At 68.7% G+C, this 26170-nt stretch carries 22 protein-coding genes; 12 read left to right on the plus strand and 10 right to left on the minus strand.

Annotation, left to right across the window (positions count from 1 at the left end):
- Positions 1–89: 89 nt before the first annotated feature.
- Positions 90–2492: an MFS transporter gene (locus M4V62_RS41955; RefSeq protein ID WP_249592451.1), complete on the minus strand. Its 2403-nt coding sequence runs from the start codon at positions 2490–2492 to the stop codon at positions 90–92.
- Between the two features lie 199 nt (positions 2493–2691).
- A complete protein-coding gene (locus tag M4V62_RS41960) occupies positions 2692–3201 on the minus strand; it encodes a MarR family winged helix-turn-helix transcriptional regulator (RefSeq protein ID WP_249592452.1) in 510 nt (169 codons plus the stop codon).
- Positions 3202–3479: 278 nt separating this feature from the next.
- On the opposite strand from M4V62_RS41960, the gene M4V62_RS41965 reads away from it, so the two are divergent.
- Positions 3480–3800 (plus strand): L-rhamnose mutarotase, encoded by a 321-nt coding sequence (locus M4V62_RS41965; protein WP_249592453.1) that lies wholly within the window; start codon positions 3480–3482, stop codon positions 3798–3800.
- Positions 3801–3886: 86 nt separating this feature from the next.
- Here the strand turns inward: M4V62_RS41965 and glgX are convergent, their stop codons facing one another.
- A complete protein-coding gene (gene glgX, locus M4V62_RS41970) occupies positions 3887–5992 on the minus strand; it encodes a glycogen debranching protein GlgX (protein WP_249592454.1) in 2106 nt (701 codons plus the stop codon).
- Between the two features lie 133 nt (positions 5993–6125).
- Positions 6126–6683 (minus strand): pep a2, encoded by a 558-nt coding sequence (locus M4V62_RS41975; protein WP_249592455.1) that lies wholly within the window; start codon positions 6681–6683, stop codon positions 6126–6128.
- 298 nt (positions 6684–6981) lie between these two features.
- Here M4V62_RS41975 and M4V62_RS41980 point away from each other — a divergent pair, with 298 nt between their 5' ends.
- The 5 genes from M4V62_RS41980 to M4V62_RS42000 all read left to right on the plus strand — a co-directional run bounded on the left by M4V62_RS41980 (position 6982) and on the right by M4V62_RS42000 (position 15689).
- Entirely contained in the window at positions 6982–9312 is a 2331-nt protein-coding gene (locus M4V62_RS41980) for a maltotransferase domain-containing protein (protein WP_249592456.1), read from the plus strand.
- The gene (gene treS, locus M4V62_RS41985; RefSeq protein ID WP_249592457.1) at positions 9309–11054 is read left to right on the plus strand and encodes a maltose alpha-D-glucosyltransferase; all 1746 of its coding nucleotides are present in this window, start codon (positions 9309–9311) and stop codon (positions 11052–11054) included. Before M4V62_RS41980 ends, treS begins: the two co-directional genes overlap by 4 nt.
- Before the next feature lie 13 nt (positions 11055–11067).
- Positions 11068–12408 (plus strand): maltokinase N-terminal cap-like domain-containing protein, encoded by a 1341-nt coding sequence (locus tag M4V62_RS41990; protein ID WP_249592458.1) that lies wholly within the window; start codon positions 11068–11070, stop codon positions 12406–12408.
- Complete coding sequence (gene glgB / locus M4V62_RS41995; protein WP_425575307.1) at positions 12302–14710, plus strand: 1,4-alpha-glucan branching enzyme; 2409 nt, start codon at positions 12302–12304, stop codon at positions 14708–14710. The genes M4V62_RS41990 and glgB overlap by 107 nt, the downstream gene beginning before the upstream one ends.
- Before the next feature lie 250 nt (positions 14711–14960).
- Positions 14961–15689 (plus strand): VOC family protein, encoded by a 729-nt coding sequence (locus tag M4V62_RS42000; protein WP_249592460.1) that lies wholly within the window; start codon positions 14961–14963, stop codon positions 15687–15689.
- Between the two features lie 268 nt (positions 15690–15957).
- Here M4V62_RS42000 and M4V62_RS42005 read toward each other — a convergent pair whose 3' ends face one another.
- Positions 15958–16185 (minus strand): hypothetical protein, encoded by a 228-nt coding sequence (locus M4V62_RS42005; protein WP_249592461.1) that lies wholly within the window; start codon positions 16183–16185, stop codon positions 15958–15960.
- 44 nt (positions 16186–16229) lie between these two features.
- Here M4V62_RS42005 and M4V62_RS42010 point away from each other — a divergent pair, with 44 nt between their 5' ends.
- The gene (locus M4V62_RS42010) at positions 16230–17435 is read left to right on the plus strand and encodes a cupin domain-containing protein (protein ID WP_425575306.1); all 1206 of its coding nucleotides are present in this window, start codon (positions 16230–16232) and stop codon (positions 17433–17435) included.
- Positions 17436–17445: 10 nt separating this feature from the next.
- Positions 17446–18342 (plus strand): ferredoxin family protein, encoded by an 897-nt coding sequence (locus tag M4V62_RS42015; RefSeq protein WP_249593223.1) that lies wholly within the window; start codon positions 17446–17448, stop codon positions 18340–18342.
- Between the two features lie 98 nt (positions 18343–18440).
- On the opposite strand, the gene M4V62_RS42020 is transcribed toward M4V62_RS42015, so the two are convergent.
- From M4V62_RS42020 to M4V62_RS42030, 3 genes are all read right to left on the minus strand, one after another.
- Positions 18441–18995 (minus strand): DoxX family protein, encoded by a 555-nt coding sequence (locus tag M4V62_RS42020; protein ID WP_283779143.1) that lies wholly within the window; start codon positions 18993–18995, stop codon positions 18441–18443.
- An 80-nt stretch (positions 18996–19075) separates the two neighbouring features.
- The gene (locus tag M4V62_RS42025; RefSeq protein ID WP_249592463.1) at positions 19076–19585 is read right to left on the minus strand and encodes a hypothetical protein; all 510 of its coding nucleotides are present in this window, start codon (positions 19583–19585) and stop codon (positions 19076–19078) included.
- 225 nt (positions 19586–19810) lie between these two features.
- Complete coding sequence (locus M4V62_RS42030; RefSeq protein WP_249592464.1) at positions 19811–20320, minus strand: MarR family winged helix-turn-helix transcriptional regulator; 510 nt, start codon at positions 20318–20320, stop codon at positions 19811–19813.
- 233 nt (positions 20321–20553) lie between these two features.
- On the opposite strand from M4V62_RS42030, the gene M4V62_RS42035 reads away from it, so the two are divergent.
- From M4V62_RS42035 to M4V62_RS42045, 3 genes are all read left to right on the plus strand, one after another.
- Positions 20554–22029, plus strand: coding sequence for an FG-GAP and VCBS repeat-containing protein (locus tag M4V62_RS42035; protein WP_249592465.1), 1476 nt, complete (start codon positions 20554–20556; stop codon positions 22027–22029).
- A gap of 132 nt (positions 22030–22161) precedes the next feature.
- Positions 22162–23400: an MFS transporter gene (locus M4V62_RS42040; RefSeq protein WP_249592466.1), complete on the plus strand. Its 1239-nt coding sequence runs from the start codon at positions 22162–22164 to the stop codon at positions 23398–23400.
- A complete protein-coding gene (locus M4V62_RS42045) occupies positions 23387–23878 on the plus strand; it encodes a nucleotidyltransferase domain-containing protein (RefSeq protein ID WP_249592467.1) in 492 nt (163 codons plus the stop codon). The genes M4V62_RS42040 and M4V62_RS42045 overlap by 14 nt, the downstream gene beginning before the upstream one ends.
- 21 nt (positions 23879–23899) lie before the next feature.
- Here the strand turns inward: M4V62_RS42045 and M4V62_RS42050 are convergent, their stop codons facing one another.
- Together M4V62_RS42050 and M4V62_RS42055 are read right to left on the minus strand one after the other, a co-directional pair.
- Entirely contained in the window at positions 23900–24712 is an 813-nt protein-coding gene (locus M4V62_RS42050) for an SAM-dependent methyltransferase (protein WP_249592468.1), read from the minus strand.
- Positions 24709–25137: a hypothetical protein gene (locus tag M4V62_RS42055; RefSeq protein ID WP_249592469.1), complete on the minus strand. Its 429-nt coding sequence runs from the start codon at positions 25135–25137 to the stop codon at positions 24709–24711. Before M4V62_RS42055 ends, M4V62_RS42050 begins: the two co-directional genes overlap by 4 nt.
- Before the next feature lie 158 nt (positions 25138–25295).
- On the opposite strand from M4V62_RS42055, the gene M4V62_RS42060 reads away from it, so the two are divergent.
- Positions 25296–26120, plus strand: coding sequence for a PP2C family protein-serine/threonine phosphatase (locus tag M4V62_RS42060; RefSeq protein ID WP_249592470.1), 825 nt, complete (start codon positions 25296–25298; stop codon positions 26118–26120).
- Positions 26121–26170 lie beyond the last annotated feature (50 nt).

The raw sequence follows: 26170 nt of genomic DNA on the forward strand, positions 1-26170 counted from the left end.
CGTCCTGAAGAGAGGTCGTCCCGTCAGGTGACGGGAGAGCCCGCGGGAATGGTCCCGATCTTGGTTGCGGACAGCGGAGCGAGAACGGCTCAGTGCGCCGGGTGGGACAGCTCGATGTCGAGGGCGTCGGTGCCGGGGCCCGTCACGCGGAGCGGGGTGGCGACGGGCGGGTAGCCGCTGGCGATGACGGAGTACTCGCCTGCGTCCAGGTCCGTGAAGGCGTAGGCGCCGTCCGTGCCGGTGGTGGCCGTCGCGGCGACGTTGCCCGCCGCGTCGACCAGCGTGACGCGGGCATCCGGCACCAGACGCAGATCGGCGGAGCGCACCGCGCCCTGGAGCCGGGCGCCCGGGATGAGAGCGATCTCCACTCGACCGGTTCCGCCGTCGCTGACCGTGGCGGGAACGGCGGCAGGCCGGTGCCCCTCCGCTGTCACGGCGACGGTGAACTCGCCGGCGGGCAGCTCCTCGAAGGCGAACTCCCCATCCTGGCCGGTCTGTCCGGTGCCGCGCACCTCGCCGCGCACATCGGTCACGATCACCGTGGCGGCGCCGACCGGCAGCCCGTCGGCGCCGCTGACGCCCCCGCTCAGGCCCTGCGGGCCGGAGAGCAGCATGTCGTACGCGAGCGGCTGGCCGCCGATGGTGACGGTGGCCGCGTGCGGCTGGTGCCCGTCGGCGGCGGCGATCAGTACGTAGGTACCGGCGCCGGGTGCGGCGAGCTCGTAGCCTCCGTCGGAGCGGGCCATGGTCCGGCCCAGTTGACGTCCCGTCAGGGAGATCAGGGTGACTGTGGAGCGGGAGGTGTCGGCGGAGGTGCGGATGCGTCCGTGGAGGGTGGGGCCGGCCTGGGCGGGCGCCTCCTGGGCCTGAGCAGAGGGCGCTTCCTGGGCCTCTGCCGGAGCGCCGGCCTGCGGCGTTTCCTGGGCGGAGGCCGCAGTCGCCGACGGGGCCTGCTGAGGGCGGCGGAAGCCGATCAGGGTGGCCGTGGCGATCAGGGCCACCAGCATGCCGACCGCGCCGATGGTCATGCAGACGTGGACAGCGTCGGTGAAACTCGCGCCGATCGCGCCGAGAGCGGGACCGGTTGCCTCGGGGGACAGCCCGAGGTGCCCCGCGGCACCCACACCGCCCTGCGCGAGGGCCTCGCCCACCCGCTGCTGGTCGGCGGCGGGCAGTCCGGAGTCCGCGAGGTGCCCGGGCAGGGCGGAGGTGAGCCGGCTGGTGAGAACCGCGCCGAGGACGGCGGGGCCGAGGGCGCCGCCGAGCTGGCGCAGGGTGTTGTTGCCCGCGCCCGCCATACCCGCCAGGTGGTGCGGGACGCTGCCGACGGCGACCGCGCTGATCGGCGTCATCACGAAACCCATGCCGAGGCCGAACAGGGCGAGCGGGCCGGCCATCGCGCCGAACCCGGAGTCGGTCTGCAGGCCGGTCAGCCACAGCATGGCGCCGCCGGTGCCGAGCAGGCCGACGCACAGGAGTACGCCGGGTGCGACCTTGCCCATCAGACGGCCGACGAGCGGTCCGGTCACGATGGAGACGCCGTTGAAGACCAGCATCCGCCAGGCGATGTCGAGGACGGAGAGCTGCTGGACGCTGCCGAAGAAGAGGCTGAGGGTGAAGACCGAGCCGATCATCCCGAACATGACGATGGCGTTGACGACACCGGCGCCGGTGAAGGGACGCACTGCGAACAGCTTCAGGGAGAGCATCGGCGAGGGGGAGCGCAGTTCGGCGACGATGAAGGCGATCAGGCCGAGCGCGGCGACGGCGAACGCGACGACGACCTTGGTCTGGCCCCAGCCGTGGACCCCGCCGCCCTCGATCACGCCGTAGATCAGGCCGATGATGAAGACGATCGCGGCGATCTGGCCGGGTACGTCGATGGCGCGGCCGTGCGCGGAGCGGGAGTCTTCCAGCATCCGCACGGCCACCAGGCCGGTGACGGCGGTGATGACGGCGGCCGGCAGGAAGATCCAGCGCCAGGTGGCGTGCTCCAGGATGACGCCGCTGATCAGTGGGCCCAGGGCCATGCCGATGCTCAGGGACGCGGCCCAGGCGGCGATGGCCTTGGCGCGGGCCCGGAAGTCCGGGTAGGCGTGGCTGATCAGGGCAAGGGTGGAGGAGGCGAGAGCCGCGGCACCCGCGCCGGCGATGGCCTGGCCGGCCCAGACCTGCTCGACGCTGTGCGCGGTCAGGGACGTCACGGAACCGGCGGCGAACAGGAGCATGCCCGCGAGGTAGGCCTTCTTGCGGCCGTACAGGTCGCCGATCAGGCCGAAGGTGAGGATCAGCGCGGCCATCGGCAGGATGAACGCGTCGGAGACCCACTGCAGGTCGGACGTGGAGGCGCCGAGCCCTTGCTGGATACGCGACAGGGACACCGAGACGCTGCCGATGGGCACGTAGGCGGCGAACATACCGAGACACGCCAGCACGGTGGTCAGCGCCGGGCGCGCGACGGCGCGGTGGTGGGGGGTGGATATCGCGGACATGGTGAGACGGCCCTCCTGATCGAACTCGCCGGTCAAGTTATCAGTTGCCTGTCAATGTCCCAAATGGCTGAGACCGGAGGCGGAGAGCTCTCCTCGGTACGGAGGGGGCGCACGGTTCAGGCGCCGGGGTCGCCGGTGATCGCGAAAGTGGCCTTGGCCGGCCTGGCTGTGAGGGGCCTGGCTGTGTAGGGCTTGGTTGTCAGTCGGTCTTGGGTGGGTCGGGCCACATGCGGGCTACGGGGGAGTCGGGGCCGTCGAGGGCTACGGCGATGCGGCGCATGCCGAGCGTGAGGCGTTCCAGCTCCTTGGGCCCGCCGACTGCTTCGCAGAGCTGCTCGATGACCGTTTCGACGAGCTGTCGCCCCTTGGCCATGCCCAGCAGCCCTGCCTTGGTCGGCTCGACCAGTACTACTCGTTTGTGTACGGGGTGCGGGTGTCGCTCGATCCATCCGATCTGCTGCAGGTGTGCCAGCGCCGTGGTCACGCTCTGTGGGGTGATGTTCTGGCCGCGGGCCAGGTCCGCCCCGGACAGTGGCCCGTGCTGGTCGAGGGTCATGACGATGCCGAGCTGTGTCATCGTGACGTTCAGGGAGCGCAGTTGCTCGTTGAGGGCGCGGTGTACGGAGTTGTTCGCCCGCCACATCGAGTGGCTGAACGTCTGGTTCCAAGGCTTGTCGGAGGCGGTCCCCTCCGCGGGGCGGCTCGGCATTTTCAACTCCCTGCGGGCAAACAGCCCTCATCCTAGCGGCGGGGTGTGGTCCACGGCTTCACCGTCGCCACCGGCTGGGCGGCCCTGATCATGCTCGCAGCCTGCGCGGTCGCCTTCCTGGTGGTCAGCGTCCGCGCACCGGGCTGCGCCCCGCAACAGAGCGCAGGGTGTGGGGCCTTACCCCCCCCACGCGTTGACGCCTGAGTACAGCTCAACCTATCGTCCGGGGCCAGGGATGAAACCTTTCAAAAGCTCAACTGCGCGACGGGAACGCATTCATGCATCGGGTCTGTTTTGTGCTCAAGGTCCGTCAGGACCGGCTCGACGAGTATCGCGAAAGGCATGCCGCCGTGTGGCCGGAAATGCTCGAGGCCCTGTCGGTGACGGGCTGGCACAACTACTCGCTGTTCGCCCGGGAGGACGGGCTCGTGGTCGGATACCTGGAGACCGAGGACTTCGCGGCCGCGCAAGCCGCGATGGCGTCCACCGACGTCAACGCCCGCTGGCAGCGGGAGATGGCGCCGTACTTCGAATCGCTGGACGGGCGCGATCCTGACGCCGCGATGGTGCCGCTCTCCGAACTCTTCCACCTGGCCTGACCGACTCCCGCTCGCCGCAACCATGGTGGAGTCGGGTATCGGGACAGCCTGAGCGCCTGGCCGCCGACATGATCGTGCCGCCCGGGTCAAGAGGACCGGGAGAGCAGGAGCAAGCTGTGCGCGGCTACGGCGATTTCACTGTCCGCCTTGTGCTCGGTCTCGTCCGAGAGGCCTCGCGCCTCAGAGGTGTCGATCCGGGTGGCCCAGCGTTCGCCGTACGTGAGGTTCGGCAGCTGGAAGACGATCGGCTCCCGGTAGCTGTTCAGCAGGAGAAGGAAGGAGGTGTCCAGCACAGGCCTGCCGTACGTGTCGGGCTCTGTGATCGCGTCGCCGTTGAGGAAGACACCGACGGCGTGGGCGTCGGGCCGCTGCCAGTCCTGCTGCGTCATCTCCTGTGCGTCCGGCCTCAACCACACCAGGTCCGGCAGAGACCGTGTTCCGTGAGTGACCGTGCCGCCGCGGAAGAAGCGGCGTCTTCGCAGCACCGGGTGCGCGGCGCGCAGTGTGATCGCCCGCTGTGTGAAGTCGAGCAGATCGTGCTGGTCCTCATCGAGATCCCAGTCGACCCAGGAGATCTCGCTGTCCTGGCAGTAGGCGTTGTTGTTGCCCAGCTGGGTACGGCCCATCTCATCGCCGTGGGCGATCATCGGAATCCCCTGCGACAGCAGGAGCGTGGCGAGGAAGTTGCGCTGCTGGCGCGCACGCAGTTCCAGGACGCCTTCATCGGTGGTCGGTCCCTCGACACCGCAGTTCCAGGACCGGTTGGCACTCTCGCCGTCGCGGTTGTTCTCGCCGTTGTCCTGGTTGTGTTTGTCGTTGTACGAGACCAGGTCGCGCAGCGTGAAGCCGTCATGTGCGGTGACGAAGTTGACGCTCGCCCGCGGACGGCGACGGTCGTGCTGATAGAGGTCGGACGACCCTGCGAGCCGAGAGGCGAACTCGGCGAGTGAGTTGTCGTCACCGCGCCAGAAGCTCCGTACCGCGTCACGGTACTTGCCGTTCCACTCCGACCAGAGGGGCGGGAAGTTGCCGACCTGGTAGCCACCCTCGCCGACGTCCCAGGGCTCGGCGATGAGTTTGACGCGGCCGACCACGGGGTCCTGCTGGACCAGGTCGAAGAAGGCCGACAGCCTGTCCACGTCGTGGAATTGCCGGGCCAGCGTGGCGGCCAGATCGAATCGGAACCCGTCCACGTGCATCTCGGTGACCCAGTAGCGCAGCGAGTCCATGACCAGTTGCAGCACATTGGGGTGTCGCATCAGCAGACTGTTGCCCGTGCCCGTGGTGTCGAAGTACCGCGCCGGATCGTCCTCCGCCAGACGGTAGTACGAGGCGTTGTCGATGCCGCGGAAGGCGAGCGTCGGGCCGTTCTCATTGCCCTCCGCTGTGTGGTTGTAGACCACGTCCAGAATCACTTCGAGCCCGGCCGTGTGCAGTTTCTTGACCATCGACTTGAATTCGGTGACCTGCCGGCCGCGCGCGCCGTGCGCCGCGTAGGCGTTGTGGGGGGCGAAGAAGCCGATGGAGGTGTACCCCCAGTAGTTGGACAGGCCCTGGTCGCGCAGAAAGCCGTCTTGCACGTACTGGTGCACCGGCATCAGTTCGACGGCGGTCACACCCAGCGAGAGGAGGTGGTCGATCACCGGCTCGGACGCCAGGCCTCCGTAGGTCCCCCGCAGTTCCTCGGGGACCCCGGGGTGGCTGCGGGTCAGACCCCGCACATGGGCCTCGTAGATCACAGTCTCGGCATAGGGACGCTTCGGCAGCACGTCACCTTCCCAGGGGAAGGAGGGATCGGTGACCACGGAGAGCATGGTGTGTGCGGCGCTGTCGGCCGGTTCGGGGCCCTGCGGGGCGTGCTCGAAGAGCGCGGGGGCGTTGTCCACCTGCCCTTCGAACGCCCTGGCGTAGGGGTCGAGGAGCAGCTTGGCGGGGTTGCACCGATGACCCGCGGCCGGGTCCCAGGGGCCGTGCACCCGGTATCCGTAGCGCTGGCCGGGGCCGACACCGGGCAGGTAGCAGTGCCAGACGAAGCCATCGACCTCGGTGAGAGGGACGCTGTCATGCGAGCCGTTCTCATGGATGAGGATGATGTCGACGCGGTCGGCGACCTCGCTGAACAGAGCGAAGTTGGTTCCTTCGCCGTCGTAGGTCGCGCCGAGGGGGAACGGGTGCCCGATCCAGCTGCGCAAGCTGTTGCCTCCGTACGGATGAGCGGGGTCTTGGATGTTCGCGCGCCCGGCGCTCATGGGCGCCGGGCGCGAGGCTTCACCCGCGGATGCCGCGGCCGTGGTGCGCTCGTTTCCCCATCCTGGGGCATGTCTCCTACGGCTGCTCGGCGTGCGAGTTCGAGGAGGCACCCACGGGGACGGGCTCCGCCGACGCGGGGGCCGAGGGCTTCGCCTCCAAGGGAGCCGCGTCCGCGGCCACGGGCAGTTCGCGCGGTTCCCGGCGACCCGGGCGCAGACTGGGCGCGGGCGGCATGGGGGCCAGGGGGGCGCCGTCGGCGGACCGGGCACGGTGCGAGAACCAGATGATCTTTCCGTTGGCCGCCGGACAGTTGCCCCAGCCGTCGCTCAGCGCGGCGATCTGCGCCAGGCGACCTTCCAGCCCGTGGTGCGGATGCGGAAGGTCGCGTTCGTTGTCGGACACGGCCGTGATGAGGTGCTGGCCGTTCCACCACATCTCGACGCTCGCGCGCTTGTCCGTCGCATGCGCCTCGATCGCGTCGAGCAGTACGCCGGCACAGTGGCTCACGGGTTCGACGAGAACACCCAGACCCCAGTGCCGCAGATGCGCGGCCAGAATGCGCCGAACCTGCGCGACCCTCTGCGGGCCGATCTCCACCTCGAGGTGGTAGTAGCAGGGAAATGCAGTCTTCATCGTTCTTGGTTCCTCTCAGCGAGGCTTCCGAACTGGTCGGCTCTGCGAGCCGCCACCCCGAACACGAAGCGTGAGAGCTGATCGCTTCTGCGTCACTTTCAGGGTGGGAGCGCTGCTCCATTCGTGCAACACGAGCAGGTCGCACCCCCGATGGAAGATCCAACAGGACGCTACGTGCGCGTGTGTGCACTATGGGTCATGTAGTGCGTCCGGCACTCACATCGGTTCGTCGACCCGCTCTCCGGCACCAGCCAGGTGCTCTGCGGGCATTCGGGGAGAACGAGATGGTGACAGGGTGATGCTGCTGCCTGCCAAAGCCGAGGTCGCGAGGCACCTGGAGCACTACCGGGCCTGGGAGCGGCTGTTGCTGGCCGATCCCGCCGACCTGGGTGTGCGCGAGCAGTTCGACAACGCGGGTTACACGCTGTGCGTCCTGGTGGGAGAGCGCACGGCGCGGCTCGCCGCTGACACCGCCGAGCGCTACCTGGGCCGGAGCGGGGCAAAGGAGAGAGCGATGACCCGGAGTCCCAGGACGAGCCCGGCCTGTTCGATCCCTCCTGTTCCGTCGAGCAACCCGGACCCGAAAGACGCCCCGGTCTCGTTCACCGTGCCCGTTCTGGACGTCGGCCCGATCGTCGACTGTGGCCGTCGTCCCGCGAAGGCGGTGCCGGGGGAGACCTTCCAAGTGACGGCCACCGTATTCGGTGAAGGCGACCAGCCGGTCCGTGCAGTCGTCGTGCTGCTGGGTCCCGACGGCCGGGCCCGGTCGCGTGCGCCCATGCGCGAGTTGGCCCCGGGCACTGATCGCTGGGGTGCGGACGTGACACCGGACGCCGAGGGGCGCTGGACGTACGCCGTGGAAGCCTGGGCCGACCCGGTGGCCGGATGGCGTCGTTCCGCCGAGATCAAGGTCCCGGCCGGTATCGACACTCAAGTGACCCTCGAAGAGGGTGCGTTGTTGTACGAGCGGGCCGCGGACGCAGTGCCGGGCACCGCGGAGCGCCAGGCCCTGCTCGACGCCGCGGAGACCCTGCGGGACGAGCTGCAGTCGCCGGCTGCCCGCCTGGAGGCCGCGTTCGCTCCTCGGGTGGAGGAGGTTCTCTCGCGTCACCCCCTGCGTGAGCGCGTCACCCGCTCGCAGGCCTTGCCGCTGCTGGTGGAGCGGAGCCGCGCCCTGTTCGGGTCCTGGTACGAGTTCTTCCCGCGTTCGGAGGGCGCCGTCGTCCGCGAGGGCGCCGCGCCGGTCTCGGGCACGTTTCGCACCGCCGCCGAGCGGCTGCCTGCCGTCGCCGCGATGGGCTTCGACGTCGTCTATCTGCCGCCGATCCATCCGATCGGGAGCACGTTCCGCAAGGGTCCGAACAACTCCCTGTCCTCCGGCCCACAGGACGTCGGGGTGCCCTGGGCGATCGGCTCCCCCGAGGGCGGCCACGACGCAGTGCACCCGGACCTCGGCACGCTGGAGGACTTCGACGCCTTCGTGCGCCGCGCCGCCGCCCTGGACCTGGAAGTCGCCCTGGACTTCGCGCTCCAGTGCTCGCCGGACCACCCGTGGGTGGACAAGCACCCGGAGTGGTTCCGCCACCGGGCGGACGGCACCATCGCGTATGCCGAGAACCCGCCGAAGAAGTACCAGGACATCTATCCGATCGTCTTCGACGCGGATCTTTCAGGGCTGGTCGAGGAGGCGGTGCGGCTGCTGCGGTTCTGGATGGGCCACGGAGTACGCATCTTCCGCGTCGACAATCCCCACACCAAGCCCGTCGTGTTCTGGGAGCAGGTGATCGCCCGGATCAACGCATCCGACCCGGACGTCATCTTCCTCGCGGAGGCCTTTACGCGCCCCGCGGTCATGCGGGCCCTGGCCCAGGCAGGCTTCCAGCAGTCGTACACGTACTTCACCTGGCGGAACTCCAAGCAGGAACTGACCGAGTGCCTGACCGATCTCAGTGTGGAGAGCGCCGCGTACCTGCGCCCCAACCTGTTCGCGAACACGCCGGACATCCTGCCCGCATACCTTCAGGAGGGCGGCCGCCCGGCGTTCGAGGTGCGGGCGATCCTTGCCGCCACCCTCTCGCCGAGCTGGGGCATCTACGCGGGGTACGAGCTGTGCGAGAACGAGGCGGTCGACGCGGGCAGCGAGGAGTACCTGCACTCCGAGAAGTACGAACTGCGCCCGCGTGACTGGGAGTCAGCCGAGCATGACGGCCGCTCCATCGCGCCCCTGGTCACCACGCTCAACGGAGTGCGGCGGCGCCACCGCGCACTGCAGTCACTCAGGAATCTCCGCTTCCATCGGGTCGACAACGACGCTCTCATCGCCTACAGCAAGCGCGATGGCCGGGACTGGGTTGTGGTGGTCGCCAACCTCGACCCTGATCACGCCCAGGAGGGCACGGTCTCGTTGGACATGCCGGAACTCGGCCTCCACTGGCACGAGACCGTGCCGGTACGTGACGAGCTCACCGGCGACACCTACCACTGGGGCAAGGCCAATTACGTACGCCTTGAGCCGGGCGGTGCGCACGTGCTGGTCGCGGCGGTGCCCGGCGGCCGTTCCTCGGGCGGGCTGGGCGGACCCGAAGGCCTGGACGAAGCACCGTTGATCGGAGGGTCACCCACACCATGATCATCAACGAGCCCGTCCAGGACACATTCGAGGACACGCCCGCCAAGGACCGCGACCCCGAGTGGTTCAAGCGTGCCGTGTTCTACGAAGTCCTGGTGCGGTCCTTCCAGGACAGCAACGGCGACGGCATCGGCGACCTCAAGGGCATCACCGCCAAGCTGGACTATCTGCAGTGGCTGGGCGTGGACTGCCTGTGGCTGCCGCCGTTCTTCAAGTCACCGCTGCGCGACGGCGGTTACGACGTGTCGGACTACACCGCGGTCCTGCCCGAGTTCGGCGACCTCGCCGACTTCGTGGAGTTCGTGGACTCCGCCCACCAGCGCGGCATGCGCGTGATCATCGACTTCGTGATGAACCACACCAGCGATCAGCACCCGTGGTTCAAGGAGTCCCGCAGCGACCCCCAGGGGCCCTACGGCGACTACTACGTCTGGGCGGACGACGACAAGCAGTACCAGGACGCCCGCATCATCTTCGTCGACACCGAGGCCTCCAACTGGACCTTCGATCCGGTGCGCAAGCAGTACTTCTGGCACCGCTTCTTCTCCCACCAGCCCGACCTCAACTACGAGAACCCGGCCGTCCAGGAGGAGATCATCTCGGCCCTGCGGTTCTGGCTCGACCTGGGCATCGACGGCTTCCGCCTGGACGCCGTGCCCTACCTCTTCGCCGAGGAGGGCACCAACTGCGAGAACCTGCCCCGCTCGCACGGCCTGCTCAAGCGCGTCCGGGCCGAGATCGACGCCCACTACCCCGACACCGTGCTGCTGGCCGAGGCCAACCAGTGGCCCGAGGACGTCGTCGACTACTTCGGCGACTTCAAGGACGGCGGCGACGAATGCCACATGGCCTTCCACTTCCCCGTCATGCCGCGCATCTTCATGGCCGTGCGCCGCGAGTCGCGCTATCCGGTCTCCGAGATCCTCGCCAAGACCCCGGCCATCCCCTCCGGCTGCCAGTGGGGCATCTTCCTGCGCAACCACGACGAGCTCACCCTCGAAATGGTCACCGACGAAGAGCGCGACTACATGTACGCGGAATACGCCAAGGACCCGCGGATGCGCGCCAACATCGGCATCCGGCGGCGCCTGGCCACCCTCCTGGACAACGACCGCAACCAGATCGAGCTGTTCACCGCCCTGCTCCTGTCGCTGCCCGGATCGCCGATCCTGTACTACGGCGACGAGATCGGCATGGGCGACAACATCTGGCTCGGTGACCGCGACGCGGTGCGCACCCCGATGCAGTGGACGCCCGATCGCAACGCGGGCTTCTCCTCCTGCGACCCGGGACGGCTCTACCTCCCCACGATCATGGATCCGGTCTACGGATACCAGGTCACCAACGTCGAGGCGTCCATGTCCTCACCGTCATCGCTGCTGCACTGGACCCGCCGGATGATCGAGATCCGCAAGCAGAACCCGGCGTTCGGACTCGGCTCGTACACGGAACTGCCGTCGTCGAACCCGGCGGTGATCGCCTTCCTGCGCGAGGCCCCTCCATCGGAGGAAGGAGGGGACGACCTCGTGCTGTGCGTGCACAACTTCTCCAGGTTCGCGCAGCCCACCGAACTGGATCTGCAGACCTTCAACGGCCGCCACCCGGTGGAGCTGATCGGTGGTGTGCGCTTCCCGGCCATCGGCGAGCTGCCCTATCTGCTGACTCTGGCAGGACATGGCTTCTACTGGTTCCGCCTGACGAACCAGCCACAGCCCCCGGCCGCACCCATGGTGCACCTCTGAAGGGACGTGTCTCATGCTGAAGACGGCATCGCAGTCGCCGAGCAGCCTCAGCCCTCCCCAGGTGCTCACCTCGCTGGCCGCGCTCCTTCGCGAGTGGCTGCCGAAGCAGAGGTGGTTCGCGGGCAAGGGCAGGCCGGTGACGGACCTGGAAGTGCTGTCGACGACAGCACTGCACCCGGGGTGCCTGCATCTGCTGATCCGCACGGGCCACTCCGGGCAGCCCGATGACTGCTACCAACTGATCCTCGGAGTCCGGGAGAACCTGCCGCTCCGGCTCCAGCACGCGTTCATCGGCCGACCGGACGCGGGACCGCTGGCCGGACTCACTGTGTATGACGCCCTGCTGGACCCGCGGTCGGCGACGCTGCTCCTGGAACGCCTGAGGACGCCCGGCGCCATGGGACCCCTGCGCTTCGAACGGGACGCGCAGACCGTGGTGCCGGAGGGGCTCGAGCCCAGGCTGCTCGAAGGAGAGCAGTCCAACACCTCCCTGGTGTACGGGGATTCCTACATCCTGAAGCTGTTCCGCCGTGTCCATCAGGGCATCAACCCGGACCTGGAAGTGCCGCGGGCGCTGGCTCGTGGCGGCTGTGCCCGAGTGCCCGCGGCCGTGGCCTGGTTCTGGACCACCGAGCCACGCAAGATGACTCTCGGAGTGCTCCAGCCCTTCCTGCGTGAGGCGACGGACGGCTGGACGCTCGCACTCCAATCCCTCGCCGCGGGCGAGGACTTCAGCGACGAGGCGTACGAACTGGGCAGAGCCACCGCCGAAGTGCACCTGGCGCTGACCCGGGCGTTCGGGGTGGAGCCGCTGGACCCGCACGGCGGCGTACGGCTTGCCGCCGCCATGACGAGCCGTCTGGAGAGCGCCGCCGATCAGGTGGCGGATCTCGTTCCGTACGTGTCTCGTCTGAAGTCGGCCTACGGAGCGGTCGCCGCACGCGGTACGGGCCGCCAGGCCCAGCGGATCCACGGCGACCTGCACCTCGGCCAGGTGCTCCGGGCCAACGACCGCTGGTTCGTCATCGACTTCGAGGGCGAACCGGCCCGGCCGCTGGCCGAGCGTCGGCACCCGCAGGCCCCCGTTCGCGATGTGGCGGGCATGCTGCGCTCCTTCGACTACGCGGCCTACACCCGGCGGCCTCGGCGCGCCCAATGGGTGGAGCGATGCCGGGAGGCCTACTGCGCCGGCTACGCGGCGGAATCCCCGTGGGATCCGCGTGCGGACGCCGAACTCCTGCGTGCGTATGAGACGGACCGGGCGGTGTACGAAGCGCTGTACGAGACCCGGCACCGTCCCGACTGGCTGCCCGTCCCGATGGCGGCCATCGCCCGCCTCGCAGAGGAGAGTTGAGACCGTGGACACCACCGAGACGTCCGCTGCTCGCCCCTTGACTGTCCTGCGCACCTCTCCTGCCCCCACTTCCCACGCCGCTGCTCCGACCGTCGCCGCAGGCCACGCCCGCGTTCCCGAGGTCCCACTCGACGCACAGGACAGGCAGCGCCTCCTGTCGGGCACTCATCACGACCCGCATGCCGTGCTCGGCGCACACCCGGTGCCCGGAGGCGTGGCCTTTGTGGTCCTGCGCCCGTATGCCCAAGCGGTGACACTCCTCACCGGTGGGCGAAGCGTGGCCCTGCACGACATGGGCGACGGCTTCTTCTCCGTTGTTCTGCCGCTGGACGCGACGCCGGCGTACCGGCTGCGCGCGACCTACGACGGCCGCGACGGCGAGCACGAGGACCCCTACCGCTTCCTTCCTGCACTGGCGGAATTCGATCTGCACCTCATCGGCGAGGGCCGGCACGAGGAGCTGTGGAAGGCGCTGGGAGCACACCCGATGACTCATCAGGGCGTGCTGGGCACCCGGTTCACGGTGTGGGCGCCCCATGCGAGTGGGGTCAGGGTCTGCGGGGATTTCTGCCACTGGGACGGAGCCGCGTACCCCATGCGCTCACTGGGCTCGACCGGCGTGTGGGAGCTGTTCGTTCCCGGCATCGGCGAGGGGGCCCTCTACAAGTTCGACATCACCCGCCCTGACGGCACTCATACCGTGCGCGCGGACCCGATGGCCCGCCGTGCGGAGGTGCCACCGGCGACCGCCTCCGTCGTGACCCGCTCGGCCCATGTGTGGGAGGACGCGGAGTGGATGGCGCACCGTGCGGACCGCCCCGTCCATCAGGCACCCTTCTCCGTCTACGAGGTCCATCTGGAGTCCTGGAGGCCCGGCCTCTCCTACCGCCAACTCGCCGACCAGCTCACGGACTACGTCACGGATGCGGGATTCACCCACGTGGAACTGCTCCCCGTCGCGGAGTATCCCTTCAGCGGGTCCTGGGGCTATCAGGTCACCGGCTTCTACGCGCCGACGTCACGCCTCGGCACGCCCGACGACTTCAAGTACCTCGTCGACACCCTGCACCAGGCGGGCATCGGAGTGATCCTCGACTGGGTTCCCGCGCATTTCCCCAAGGACGACTGGGCCCTGGCGACCTTCGACGGGGAGCACCTGTACGAACCGGCGGACCCCCGACGTGCCGAACACCCCGACTGGGGCACCCTGACCTTCGACTACGGCCGTAAAGAGGTCCGCAACTTCCTTGTCGCCAACGCCACGTACTGGTGCGAGGAGTTCCACGTCGACGGCCTGCGCGTCGACGCCGTCGCCTCGATGCTCTACCTCGACTACTCACGTGAAGAGGGGCAGTGGTCACCCAACGAGTCGGGCGGCCGGGAGAATCTCGACGCGGTGGCTTTCCTGCAGGAAATGAACGCGACGCTCTACCGGCGCTGCCCTGGAGTGGTCACGATCGCCGAGGAGTCGACGGCGTGGGACGGCGTGACGCGGGCCACCCATGACACCGGTCCGGGGGGCCTCGGAGGCCTGGGCTTCGGCATGAAGTGGAACATGGGCTGGTCGCACGATTCCCTGGAGTACATCAAGCGTGACCCGGTGCACCGCGTGTACCACCACGGCGAGATGACGTTCTCGATGGTGTACGCGTACAGCGAGAACTACGTCCTGCCCGTCTCGCACGACGAAGTCGTCCACGGCAAGCAGGCGTTGGTCTCCAAGGTGCCGGGGGACTGGTGGCAGCGGCGCGCCAACCACCGCGCCTACCTGGGCTTCATGTGGGCCCACCCCGGCAAGCAACTCCTCTTCATGGGGCAGGAGTTCGCGCAGGGCGCCGAGTGGTCGCAGGAACGCGGCCTGGACTGGGGCCTCCTGGACCCGGCTTATCCGGCGGAACCGGACCACAGGGGCGTACTGGACCTCGTGCGCGACCTCAATGATGAGTACCGTGCCACTCCCGCCCTATGGGAGCGCGATACCGAGCCCGCCGGATTCTCCTGGATCACGGCGGACGCGGCCGAGGACAACGTCCTGGCGTTCCTGCGCTTCGCCGCCGACGGCACTCCGCTCCTGGCCGCGTGCAACTTCTCGCCCGTGGTCCGCCGCGACTACCCGCTCGGGGTCCCGGACTCCGTCACTGTCTGGCGGGAGATCCTCAACACCGACCTGGCGTGCTACGGCGGAGGTGATGCCGGCAATCGCGGCCCGCTGAAACCCGACCCCGAAGCGGCACACGGCCACCCGGCCTCCCTGCGCGTGACCCTTCCGCCCCTGGCGACAGTGTGGCTGCGCCCGGAGTGACTCGATTCAGGCAGAAGAGCGGCCGACTGCCCGGTCGAGGCTTTCCCGCGCCAACTGCCGGTCGGGAGGATGATGGAAGGGGATTGCGGTCCTCTGGCCGTATCCGGCTGCCATGGGCCAGGAAAGTACGGCAGAAGGCTCGTGGGAAGACCACCGACCTCAGAACGGTACGAAGATGAACAGCGACACGGCGGACAGCAGCGGGGTTGTGGACAGCCGCTCGGTGTTCGGTGCACCTTGCTGGGTCAGCTTGACCACGCGTGATCTGTCGACTACGGAGAAGTTCTACTCCGCCGTCCTGGGGTGGGACTGGCGCAGCGGCAAACTGGGGGAGCAGTACAGATTCGCCAGTGTGGGCGGCGTTCCGGTGGCGGGCGTATCCGCCGTGGAGGCCATGGCGCAGCAGGCTTTCGCGTGGACTCCCTTCTTCGCGGTGTCCAACGCGGACGAGACGGCGGCCCGGAGCCAGGAACGCGGTGGGACGACCGCTGTGGGACCCATCTCGTTCCCGCCCGGCCGGGCCGCTCTGCTGGCCGATCGTGACGGAGCGGTCTTCGGCGTCTGGGAGGGGGAACTGGTGGCCGACTGGGAGGAATGGCGCCGTGTGGCCCCGGTCTTCGTGGAGCTCCACACGCGAGACGCCTTCGACGCGGCCATCTTCTACGCGGAGGTCCTGGGCTGGGCGTCCAAGGCGGAAGGATGCTGCGAAGTCCACTACGAGAACGAAAGGGTCGTGCTGCGCAGCCGGGCCGACACTGTGGTGGCCCACATCCATTCGGGTGCGGTCGATTCCGCGCGTGACCCCGCGATGCGGCCCCACTGGCAGATCCACTTCTCCGTGGCCGACGTAGCGGCGTGTATCGAGGCCGCGAGGGACCACGGTGGCAGCCTCGTGCAGGAGGCGCGTGACGTGGGAGAGGCAGTGCTGAGCGATCCGGACGGGGCGCGGTTCGTGGTGAATTCTCAGACTGCCGAGTGAGTCGTCGCAGGAGATCTTGACCGCGCCCTCGTCGGTCTCTCGCCCGAGTCGAGGCTCTCCAGGCCGGACACTGGACGTGCCATGTCTGTCGAACCTCTTTCGTCTCCCCATGGCACCCCGGCGGATCACTCCTCGCATCCCGGGGCGGAGGGCTGCCGTCCTCGACCCCGAAACGGCCCATCAGCTTTTGCCGACCAGATTTGCGTGAGTGAGCTTGGTGAAAGCAGGGAGGACTTTGGGGGTGTGCCCCATCCGAGCCGTTCGATTCTCAGGAGGAACCATGACCAACCCCGAGCAGGATCCGAACCAGCACGAGGGCCCCGCGGACGGTGGTGCGGCGGGTACGCCGGGTGTTCATGACGGTGGTGCGGATGGTGGGGCAGAGGGCCCCGCGGACGGCGGTGCGGCGGGTACGCCGGGTGTTCATGACGGTGGTGCGGATGGTGGGGCAGAGGGCCCCGCGGACGGCGGTGCGGCGGGTACGCCCGGTGTCCATGACGGTGGTGCCGACGGCGGAGCCGACGATTCCGCCGGCGGCTCTTGAGTATCCCCCCGACCGCGCTTCAGCACGCCGACGCCACAGCAGGCGTCGGCGTGCTGAAGGCACGGCTGACCGGCCTGAGCCAGGAGGAGTTCGCCCGCGACGTCTGGGCGCGCACAGCGCTGCTCACGCGACGCGCGAGCGACTTCTCCGACCTGTTCTCCGCCGAAGCCGTGGATGAACTGACCTCGCGCCGAGGGCTGCGCACGCCCTTCCTGCGCGTGGCCAAGGACGGCGTCACCATTCCGGATGCGTCGTTCACCTCGTCCGCCGGTGTCGGTGCCACCATCGGTGATCAGCTGGACGACACCGCTCTGTGGTGCATGTTCGCCGACGGCGCCACCCTCGTCCTGCAAGCCCTGCAGCGCACGTGGGGGCCGGTCGCGGACTTCAGCGCCCGGCTGAGCACCGAACTGGGGCATCCGGTGCAGGCCAATGCCTACGTCACTCCACCGCAGAACCGCGGGTTCGACGACCACTACGACGTCCATGATGTGTTCGTTCTTCAGATCGCAGGCGCCAAGCGCTGGCTCGTCCGCGAGCCCGTCCATCCCGACCCACTGCGCGATCAGCCCTGGACCGACCGCCGCAGCGCGGTCGCCGAGGCCGCGAAGGGGCAGGCCCACATCGACACCGTTCTCGAGCCCGGTGACGTCCTCTACCTGCCGCGGGGCTGGCTGCACGCCGCCCAGGCGCAGGGTGAGGTCTCGATCCACCTGACGCTCGGAATCCACACATGGACGCGCTACGCCCTGGCCGAACAACTCGCCCAGTCCGCCCTCGCGTTGCTGCGCGACGATCCCCAGATGCGCGGCACCTTGCCGCTGGGGGTGGACGGGCCGGGCGGCGAGATCGACGCCGTCCGCGAACGCCTCGTCGCCGCTGTCACCAAGGCCGATTCCGCTCCGCTGTTCCACCGCACCCGGCGGGCCCAGGCACGCCCCGCGCCCCTGGGCCCGCTGGCCCAGCTCGAGGCCGTCGACGGCCTCGGCCCTCACTCACGCGTACGACTCCGTGGGCAGCTGGAAGCACGCCTGGAGGGCCCGCGTCTGGTCACGCGCGTGGGCTGGTTCGACTTTCCGGAGACTGATGTGCCGCTGGTGACCCGCATGCTCGACGGCGGGGTCCGTACCGCCGGTGAACTCGGCGTCGAACTCGCCGAGAGACTGCTGCGCGCGGGCGTACTGGTGCCCGCAGAACAGTGACGTGGCCACGGTGACGGCGGCAGGACGCTTCTTCTGCGCTGACGCCGCGCGTACACGCGGCGACTCACTCGCGGGCACGGCTCCGCACGGCTCTGTCTGGGTACTCATCGAATACCGAGGCGGCTGGCCGCCCAACGGCTTCGACGGCCTCAACCTCGAGCCCCACACCAAGGGACTCGTGTTCGCCGCCGCCCAGGCGGTGCGGGCGCGCGTGCTTCTGGTGAGGCGGCACGGACGCCGCAGCCCCGAAGGCTCCAGGCGCTGGGCAGTGCTGCGCCATGAGAACTCCGGTGTCTACCGCCAGCATTGGGGCACATGGAGCCGTGATCAGGACTTGGTGGCGATCGCCGCTGCCCTCGATGCCCCTGGGGAACTCGGCCGGCCGCCCGTCGTCCTCGTCTGCACCCACGGTCAGCACGACACCTGCTGCGCCGTGCGCGGTCGGCCGGTGGGACGCGCCCTCAGCGAGCGCTGGCCGGACCTGGTGTGGGAATGCACCCACGTCGGTGGTGACAGGTTCGCCGCCAACGTCGTAGTCGCACCCGACGGGGTCTACTACGGCGGTCTCGATGCCGCGTCGTCGGTGGCAGTGGTCGAAGAGCACCTGGCCGACCGGATTCACGCGGACCACCTGCGCGGGTACACGGATCTCTTCCCGCCGCAGCAGGCTGCCGTCGCGGCCGTGCTCAGACGCTTCGGCCCGGCCGGCCGGCATGAATACGCGGTGATCGGGACTTCCCGGGAAGACAGCCGCTGGCGAATCCGCATCACCGGCCGCCTGCCTCGTACGACGTCATTCGACGTCGAGGTGCACTCCCACCGCACACCGCCCTGCCAACTGACCTGCCGAGGGCTGTCAATGAGCTCCACCGCCGTCTACGAGGTCGCGTCGATCGGCATCGGTTGAGCTTGTCCTGTCCACTCCGGCGACCGAGGTACGGGAGTGCCACGCACACGTGCGGCCTCCCGTACCTCGCTGCCTCCCACACTGGTGGTGAGCGAGCCTCAGAAGCGCCGCGCGACCGACTGTTGTGCGCTCTCGGACATCGAGCGCACGGACCCGGCCGCATCACTCAGCGCGCCCGCGGCCTCGCGACGGACATGCCGTGCACTGCGGCGGCCGGCCACCGCGGCGGTTCGGCCGCGGTAGGCGACGGACGGCTTGCCGTGCGTGTCAGCCGCCGCGATCAGAAGCCCGCCGAACAGGGAGAGGTTCTTGACGAACTGCGTGCGCTGAGCCGCCCGCCGCTCCTTGTCTTCCTCCTTCCACCAGGCATGCCCCGCCAACGTCGTCGGCACCAGCGATCCGGCCAGAGCGAGCGCGGCGAGGCGCGGAAGCCGTCCGGTCGCCAGCATCAAGCCGGCCCCGACCTGGACCGCGCCGTTGACGCGGACCAGGCGCTCAGGATCCTCCGTGAGCCACGGGATCCGGGAGGCCAGAGGGATCGCTACCGGCTCGGCCGCCGAGGCCACGCGTTTGGGCTCCCGAAGGGTGCTCACTCCTCCCGTGAGGAAGACGGAAGCGAGCAAAGGGCGTGCGCATTTTCTGAGAACAGCCATGTCTACCGGTCTCCCAGAATCTGCGATCTCAAACGGCGTTCGGCCGGAGCGATCCGTTGGTTGTGCCGGGGCCACTCGGGTCAGCAGCCACCGCAGTTGTAATAGAGGACGTCCCAGTGATTGCCCTCGTCGGCGTAGATGTTGCCGGAGCCGGACTTGTACTGCGGGGCACCGTCACCACGCGGGCCGATGTAAGTGAAGGTGTTCTTGACGTAGCTGGTGATGCAGGAGTTCTTGCCGTAGTCGAGCTTGTATCCGTTCCAGTGCGAGTACGTACCGCTCGCGTGGCCGGTTTCCGTGCCGCCCGTGACGTTGAGGGCACAGCCGCTGGCTTGCTTGAGGGTCTGAGCCCCTTGTGCGGAGGCGAGATTGAGTTGATCGAAAGACGTGCACGTCGGCCTGTTGCGGTCCGAGCAGCTGCCGGAAGACGACCATGTGACGCCAGCCGCGCGGAACATGGAGGTTGCCGTGGCGTGACTGATCTTGGTGGCGGCGAAGGCGTCGGTGGCCGTGGTGAGTACGCCGAAGCCGGGTGCGATCAGGGCGCCGGCGGTGAGCGCGAGCGCGGTGAGCGCGGAGTGGACGCGCATGCGGATTCCTTCCTGCTGATAACCGTGCTGACAGTGAGACGGCTGTGGTGCAGGTGGAGCAAGGAGATGGTGCCCGGATGCGCGCGCCATGGCCAGAGGGCAAAGCGGAACGAATGGTCGCGGGTCCGCCGATGCGGCCCATGCGTCGCCGACGCCGCCCACGTTCGCGGGCAGGCAAGTGTGCCGCTCCGTCGGGCTCGGGCTTGGCTGTGTAGGGCTTGGTTGTCAGTCGGTCTTGGGTGGGTCGGGCCACATGCGGGCTACGGGGGAGTCGGGGCCGTCGAGGGCTACGGCGATGCGGCGCATGCCGAGTGTGAGGCGTTCCAGCTCCTCGGGGCCGCCGACTGCTTCGCAGAGCCGTTCGACGACCGTTTCGACGAGCTGTCGCCCCTTGGTCATGCCCAGCAGTCCTGCCTTGGTCGGTTCGACCAGTACGACTCGTTTGTGTACGGGGTGCGGGTGTCGCTCGATCCATCCGATCTGCTGCAGGTGTGCCAGTGCCGTGGTCACGCTCTGTGGGGTGATGTTCTGGCCGCGGGCGAGGTCTGCCCCGGACAGTGGCCCGTGCTGGTCGAGGGTCATGACGATGCCGAGCTGTGTCATCGTGACGTTGAGGGAGCGCAGTTGCTCGTTGAGGGCGCGGTGTACGGAGTTGTTCGCCCGCCACATCGAGTGGCTGAACGTCTGGTTCCAAGGCTTGTCGGAGGTGGTCCCCTCCGAGTGGCGGCTCGGCATTTTCAACTCCCTGCGGGCAAACGGCCCTCATCCTAGCGGCGGGGCCACCGGCCCCGACCCGGCGCCCGGAGCCGGATCCGTCCCTTCTGGTGCGTATGCGCCAGGTCATGAGCCGGTCCGCGCCCATCCAAGTGTCGTTCAGCGCACAACCATCAGCCGTTTCCGCGTGTCTCGCAGATGAATCACATCTGCGCGCACGCGTCTCGACATCGCTCGCGCTCCAAGGAGGAACCGTGGGCATCCGCAGACCCGCCATATCGACCGCCGTGGCCGCCGCCCTCATCGGGTCGTTCGGCGTGCCGATCGTCGCGGGCACCGCATCCGCGGAGGACGGTGCCGCCACCGTGCGCGAGGACTTCGACGGCGACGGCTATCAGGACGTCGCCGTCTCCGCCCCCGGCGCGAAGATCGGCGGCCACGCCTGGGCCGGCTACATCACGATCAGTTACGGATCGGCCAACGGCGTCGACTCCGCGCGCACCACGGTCATCACCCAGGACACCCCCGATGTGCCCGGCGCCTCCGGCGACAACCAGGTCTTCGGCTCCGCGATGATCTCCCGCGACCTGGACGGTGACGGCCTGACCGACCTGGCGGTGGTCGCCCGCGATCACCGGCCGGAGAACAACGTCAACGGATCGGTGATCGTCCTGTGGGGCCGGAAGACCGGCATCTCCGGCGAGGGCGCGGTCCGCATCGACGCACCGGCCAATGCCCAGGTCGGCGACGACCTCACCGCGGGCGACTTCGACAGCGACGGGCACACGGACCTGTTCATGCGCAACGGCGAGGACTACGACTACCACGACGTGCTGTACGGCCCCTTCAGCCGTGACGGCGTCCCCGCCCGCGAGCGGCAGGTGCAGGTGTACAGCACCGACAACACCATCAACTCGACCGCCGCGGGCGACTTCAACGGCGACGGCATCGAGGATCTCGCGACCTTCTACGTCTACGAGAACCACGCCGAGGGCGGCAAGCTCTGGCTCGGTACCAAGGACGGCCTGTCCACCGTCCCCCAGCGCCTGAACTCCTCGTCCAGCACGGCCGTGGCCGACTTCGACCAGGACGGCTACGCCGATCTCGCCACCCGCATCTTCCCGAACGGCGACACCGAGGGCACCGAGGAGGACCCCGGCACCGTCAAGATCTACTACGGTTCGCCCTCCGGCCCCAGCCAGACCCGTACGCAGACGATCACGCAGAGCACGGCGGGCGTGCCCGGGGCGAGCGAGAAGGGTGACCAGTTCGGCGGGCGGCTGAGCGCGGGCGATGCGAACGGCGACGGATACCCCGACCTGGCCGTCGGCGTCCCCGGCGAGGCGATCGGCTCGAAGGCGAAAGCCGGCGCGGTGGTGCTGCTCAAGGGCGCCAAGGGCGGGCTCACCGGCACGAGTGCGCAGGCGTTCCACCAGGACACGGCGGACGTGCCGGGTGTCGCGGAGTCCGGCGACGTGTTCGGCGGGTCGGCGCGTCTGCTCGACGTGACGGGCGACGGCAAGGCGGACCTGGCCGCGGGTGCGCCCGGCGAGAACCTGGATGCCGTCGTGAACGGCGGCGCGGTGTGGCTGCTGCGCGGCGCGGCCTCCGGCCTGACGGCCTCGAAGTCGGTCGCGCAGAACCCGCAGGACCTCGGGGCACCGGCGGCGAAGGCGTTGTTCGGCGCGAACCTGAGCGGCGACAACGGCCCCGGCACGCTGATCCCCTAGCGCGCGCAGCACGATCACGGTCACGACCGGGTCCTCGGTGGTGCGTGGGACCGCTGTTAGCCTGCGCCCATGATCAAGGGGAGATCGCGCGGCCGAATAGCTCACATGGCGGGGGCCAACAGGTCAGAGCGTGTGCTGATCCTGGCCAGCTTCGTGAACCGAGTCGGCAATGGCCTCTTCAACACGGCGGCGGCGCTCTACTTCACGTTGGTCGTGGATCTACCGGCGGTGCAGGTGGGTGCCGCCCTCACTGTTGCCGGACTGATCGGCCTGCTCGCGGGGATACCGGGAGGTCACCTGGCCGATCGACGTGGGCCGCGCACGATCATGATGCTCGCCCTGGCGGTTCAAGCAGTGGCGATGTCCGCTCTCGTGCTTGTCGACAGCTGGGCTGCCCTCACCGTCATCGCCACCGTCGACCAGCTTGCCGCAGCCGCTGCCGGCGCGGCCTGGGGAGCCCTCGTGGTCCGGGTCGGTACCGACCGGCCGGCGTTGTTCAGGGCAAAGCTCCGTACTTACGTCAATCTGGGCGTCGTCCTGGGAACCGTGGGCGCCGGCTTTGCGGTGACAGCGAATACGCGTACCGCCTACAGCGTGCTGATTCTCGGCAACGCGGCCAGCTTCGCCCTGTGCGCCCTGTTCCTGTTCCTGCTCCCCAACTACAGAGCCTTGGCGTCACCGCCGCAGCAGCGCCGCTGGATCGCTCTCACCGACCGGCCGTTCGTGGCCTTCACCGCCCTCTACGGTGCGATGGGGCTGCAGTACCCGGTCGTGTCCCTGCTTCTGCCGATCTGGATCTCGTCGCACACGGACGCACCGCGCTGGACCGTGGCCGCGGTGTCCGCGATCAATGCTGGGGTCTGCGTCCTCCTGCAGACCAGAATCGGATCCCGCATCGAAACCCCTCGCGACGGCGGCAGAGCGTTCCGCACGGCAGGCCTGCTCTTCCTCCTCAGCTGTCCGATGATGGCCCTGACCGCGCACACTCCCGTGTGGGCGGCCGCCGGCCTCGTGGTCGCGGCGATCTTCGTCCACAGCCTCGGCGAGATATGGGAGTCCTCGGCCGGCTTCGCCCTTGGCTTCGGCCTGGCACCGGACCATGCCCAAGGCCAGTACCAAGGGCTTCTGGGGCTCGGCTTCAGCGCAGGCCAGGCGCTCGCTCCCGCCATCCTCACCACCGTCGTGCTTGGCCTTGGCACGGCGGGCTGGCTGCTCCTCGGCGCGTTCTTCGCCGCTCTGGGCGCTGTTGGCCCATCGATTGAACGCTGGGGCACGCGAACGCGTTCTCGACAGGAAGCTGAAGTTGCCGGATCGAGCCCAGCGGCCGGAGGCGGTCGCCTCTACCCTGCATCGGGTGATGACAGCCGATGATGTGTTGCTCGTCCTGGCCCTGTTGCGGCGAGCGAAGGTGGATGTCTGGATCGGTGGAGGATGGGGGATCGATGCACTGCTCGGCGAGCAGACCCGGGACCACCGGGACCTGGACCTGATGCACCGGCAGGACCAGGAAGCCGCCGTGTTGGCGGCGCTCTCGGCGGAAGGCTTCGTCGAGAGCCTGGACTTCAGGCCCATCCGATTCGTCATGACGGCTCCGGACGGGCGAGAGATCGACCTTCACCCGCTGGTCTTCTCCGACGACGGCTCAGCAGTGCAGGCATCACCCGATCCGCGGAGCCCTTTCGTCTACCCCTCGGCGTGCTTCGTGACGGGCGCCGTCCACGGGACGCCCGTCCCCTGCCTGTCCGCCGAGCAGCAGGTCTACTTCCACCAGGGATACGAACCGTCGGAGCACGACCGGCACGACATGGCGCAGCTGCGCCGCGTATTCGGGATCGCCACGCACTTCTGACGCGGCCTCGACGATCTCTGGTCAGGGTTTCAGCGCCACCGCGCCGAACTGCGGCAGTACGGCGGCGGAGTTGGACTCAGCGCGCCATTGCGAGCACGACACGAGGCCGGGGGTGACGAGGTTCAGGCCGTCGAAGAAGGAGCTGATCTCCGCACGGCTGCGGGCGGTGATCGGCGGGGTGGCGTTCTCGTTCCAGAACTTCATGGCCTCGACGTTGCCCTCACCACCGAGATCGGTGTCGGTGGTGGGGTGAGTCAGGGCGAGATAGCTGCCTGAGGGGACGGAATCCATGATCCGGCGCACGATGTGCTGTGCCTCGTCCGTATCGAGAACGAAGTTGAGGATGCCCAGCATCATGACCGCGACGGGCCGGTCGAGGTCGAGGGCTGCCGATGCGCCCTCCACGATGCCGTCGGGGTGGTGGACATCGGCGTCGATGTAGGCAGTTGCTCCCTGCCGAGTACCGGTCAGCAGACTGCGGGCGTGGACCAGCACGATGGGGTCGTTGTCGACGTAGACGATGCGCGACTCGGGTGCGATCCGTTGGGCGATCTCGTGGGTGTTGTCCAGGGTCGGCAGTCCGGTGCCGATGTCCAGGAACTGCCGCACTCCGCAGTCGGCGGTCAGGAATCGGACCGAGCGGCCGAGGAAGTGGCGGTCGGCGCGGGCCACGTCCCGGATCACCGGGAACATCGTGGCGACCTGGTCACCGACTTGCTGGTCGATCTCGTAGTTGTCCTTGCCGCCGATCCAGTAGTTCCACACGCGTGCGTTGTGCGCGACCCCGGTGTTCAGCCTGCCCGACACATCCGACGGGTGCTGTCTCTCACTCACGTCTTCCCCTTCTCTCGCCCACCCGCGAGGTGTTCACGGCGAGCAACGCCGCGGCGGCAACGGAACGTGGTGCCATTGTGATGCACGTAGATCACGGCGTCCGGGGATTCGGCGTTCCCGAGGCTCAGGTCGCGTGGTGGACTCAGGTTGGGGGCGGCAGGACCTCGACGATCAGGGCCGTGCCCGTCAGCGGTGCCGCCCCCGATGTCCCACAACGGCCGGAGCCGGCCGTCCCCGGCAAAGGCGCTCCGGCGTCCACCCTCCTCAGGTCCCATCAGGCTCAGCGTTATCTGCCGAGCGGCCTCGGCCAGAAACTCCCAGAACGCCACGGGCACGGGGCAAAGATCACCGATCTCGATGAGAACGCCGAGCGCCATCTCCCACTCCTGGCGTGCGATGTCCTCACGGACATCCCCGACCGTCACGCCGTTCTCCGCCGTGGCATACCAGCCGCCGCGGAGGGTGACAGGGTGCGATGCCCGTCATCTCCGGGCAGAGTTGAGCGCGACGGTAATGCCAAATGTGCACATGGTGGAAGAAAGCTGAACTGACGCGAGGTGCTCTCGCGGAACCGGGGCGATCAATGTTCCGTACGCAGGCGGCCGACGACGGCGACGAGCTGCTTGCCAGGCTCGGGGCGCTGACTGCCCGGGCCCGGGAGCTCGCGGAGATGCAGCGCTCCCGGGTCGAGCTGGCAGTGGCCCTGCAGCGAGGCATGCTGCCCCACGACCTTCCGCAGCCTCCGGGCATCCGGCTGGCCGTGGGCTACATGCCCGCAAACCACGGGCTCAACGTCGGGGGAGACTGGTATGACGCCTTCACCATGGCCGACGGCCGTATCGGCCTGTCCATCGGAGACGTGCAGGGGCACAACATCAAGGCCGCCGCGTTCATGGGGCAGGTCCGTGTGGGACTGCGTGCGCTTGCCTCGGTCACGGGCGACCCCGGGGAGCTGCTCGCGCGTACCAACGATCTCCTGGTTTCTCTGGGCGAGGACCTCTTCGCCACGTGCACCTTTCTCCGGCTCGATCCGGCCACCGGCGTCCTGGAGTGCGCTCGGGCCGGCCACATCCCCCACATCTGGGCCACGGCGGACGGCCGATCCGGTGTCGACGAAGGAGAATGCGGCCCCCCGCTCGGCGTACTCGAAGGGGCCGAGTACCCCGTGGTGTGCCACCGGCTCACCACGGGTGGCGTCGTCGTACTGCTGACCGACGGTGTGGTGGAGGGGCCGACACTGAGCCTCGATGAAGGCCTGCGCCGGGTGACGCGGCTCGCCGAGGTCACGGCCGCTGCCGGACTGGGCATCAACACTCTCGCAGGCGGTGTCATGCGGCTGGCGGACACGGTGGGGCATGAGGACGACGCCGCCGTCCTCATCATCGGCCACGACGACGGCGCCCCGTAGACGTGCCCACCGCACCATTGCGGACGCGCCCGGACACTGACGCGGGCGCT

This window comes from Streptomyces durmitorensis (assembly GCF_023498005.1).
Classification (GTDB): Bacteria; Actinomycetota; Actinomycetes; order Streptomycetales; family Streptomycetaceae; genus Streptomyces; species Streptomyces durmitorensis.

Coding starts and splice junctions, on each gene's coding strand:
- glgB (WP_425575307.1), top strand. CDS start 12,302: ATGAGACGGACCGGGCGGTGTACGAAGCGCTGTACGAGACCCGGCACC.
- M4V62_RS42060 (WP_249592470.1), top strand. CDS start 25,296: ATGTTCCGTACGCAGGCGGCCGACGACGGCGACGAGCTGCTTGCCAGG.
- M4V62_RS41965 (WP_249592453.1), top strand. CDS start 3,480: ATGCATCGGGTCTGTTTTGTGCTCAAGGTCCGTCAGGACCGGCTCGAC.
- M4V62_RS42045 (WP_249592467.1), top strand. CDS start 23,387: ATGACAGCCGATGATGTGTTGCTCGTCCTGGCCCTGTTGCGGCGAGCG.
- M4V62_RS42025 (WP_249592463.1), bottom strand. CDS start 19,585: ATGCGCGTCCACTCCGCGCTCACCGCGCTCGCGCTCACCGCCGGCGCC.
- M4V62_RS41975 (WP_249592455.1), bottom strand. CDS start 6,683: ATGAAGACTGCATTTCCCTGCTACTACCACCTCGAGGTGGAGATCGGC.
- treS (WP_249592457.1), top strand. CDS start 9,309: ATGATCATCAACGAGCCCGTCCAGGACACATTCGAGGACACGCCCGCC.
- M4V62_RS42020 (WP_283779143.1), bottom strand. CDS start 18,995: ATGGCTGTTCTCAGAAAATGCGCACGCCCTTTGCTCGCTTCCGTCTTC.
- M4V62_RS41955 (WP_249592451.1), bottom strand. CDS start 2,492: ATGTCCGCGATATCCACCCCCCACCACCGCGCCGTCGCGCGCCCGGCG.
- M4V62_RS41990 (WP_249592458.1), top strand. CDS start 11,068: ATGCTGAAGACGGCATCGCAGTCGCCGAGCAGCCTCAGCCCTCCCCAG.
- M4V62_RS41960 (WP_249592452.1), bottom strand. CDS start 3,201: ATGCCGAGCCGCCCCGCGGAGGGGACCGCCTCCGACAAGCCTTGGAAC.
- M4V62_RS41980 (WP_249592456.1), top strand. CDS start 6,982: ATGCTGCTGCCTGCCAAAGCCGAGGTCGCGAGGCACCTGGAGCACTAC.
- M4V62_RS42005 (WP_249592461.1), bottom strand. CDS start 16,185: ATGGACACCGGGCGTACCCGCCGCACCGCCGTCCGCGGGGCCCTCTGC.
- M4V62_RS42030 (WP_249592464.1), bottom strand. CDS start 20,320: ATGCCGAGCCGCCACTCGGAGGGGACCACCTCCGACAAGCCTTGGAAC.